Origin of the sequence: Staphylococcus sp. HMSC070D05 (assembly GCF_001815595.1) — a bacterium.
GTDB classification, from domain to species: domain Bacteria; phylum Bacillota; class Bacilli; order Staphylococcales; family Staphylococcaceae; genus Staphylococcus; species Staphylococcus hominis.
Map to the genome: position 1 here is coordinate 1 of NZ_KV821144.1, position 1,142 is coordinate 1,142.

1 protein-coding gene is annotated in these 1,142 nt (G+C 28.1%); it reads left to right on the plus strand.

Annotation, left to right across the window (positions count from 1 at the left end; genetic code table 11):
* Positions 1-238 precede the first annotated feature (238 nt).
* Entirely contained in the window at positions 239-1,096 is an 858-nt protein-coding gene (locus HMPREF3046_RS07225; protein ID WP_000162894.1) for a YitT family protein, read from the plus strand.
* The last annotated feature ends 46 nt before the right edge of the window (positions 1,097-1,142 follow it).

The window sequence follows — 1,142 nt, forward strand, 5'->3', positions numbered from 1 at the left end:
ACATGATAAATTAGTGGTTAGCTATATTTTTTACTTTGCAACAGAACCTGTAAATGCCTTGGGAAATTTTTCATTTATTTACTTTGAGTATTAGACGCTGATTAAACATTAAATTATCTTTTTTAGAATTTTGTTTAAAAAAATATGATATCAATCATTAACACCAATTTCATTAAATTGATAAAACAAGTTATAATATAGGTGAAGACTTTTTAATAATAAAAATAGGAGTTCAAAAATGACAAAAAAAATGGTGATTATATCATTCGGCAGGATTTTACTTATTATAATTGGGGCACTTATTACAGCATATGGTTTGGAATCTATATTAATCCCAAATAACGTTTCTGACGGAGGAGTCACAGGGATTAGTATTGTAGGTTCCACTTTGTTTGGTTTACCTTTAGGAATATTAATAGGAATAATCAATTTACCATTTATATGGTTAGGTTATAAACAAATCGGACGTAAGTTTGCTATATTTTCAATAATAGGTATCTTATCATTATCTATATTCACTTCGATTATGCATCATGTACCAACAATTATTGAAGGTGATTCACTACTTATTACTGTAGTTGGTGGAGTTGTTATTGGATTAGGCATGGGTCTTGCCCTTAGAAATGGTGGGGCATTAGATGGTATAGATATGTTAGCCGTTTTATTATCTAGAAAGTTACCTTTCGGAACAAGTGATTTAATTTTATTTCTCAATACATTCGTATTTATACTTGTTTCTACTGTTTTTGGCTTTAAAGGTGCCATTTTATCAGCGCTCGCATATTTTATTGCTTCAAAAGTTATACATATTATTGAAGAAGGACTAAGTGGTTCGAAAACGTTTAAAATTATTACAAAAGATTATGACATTATGAATAAAGAAATTAAAGAAAGACTGGGAAGGTATTGCACATTTACAAAAGTGACTATTGATGAAGAAAATAATTCATTTGTAGAAATTTCTTGTGTTATTAATAAACTCGAAGAACAAAAACTTAAAGAAATTATAAATGATGTAGACCCAGACGCATTTATCGCAATATATGATACAGCAGAAGTTAAGGCTGGAAATATGAAAAAATCAGATATATATTAAAATTACGATAAATAAAAAGGTTCTGTTGCAAAGTAAAAAAATATAG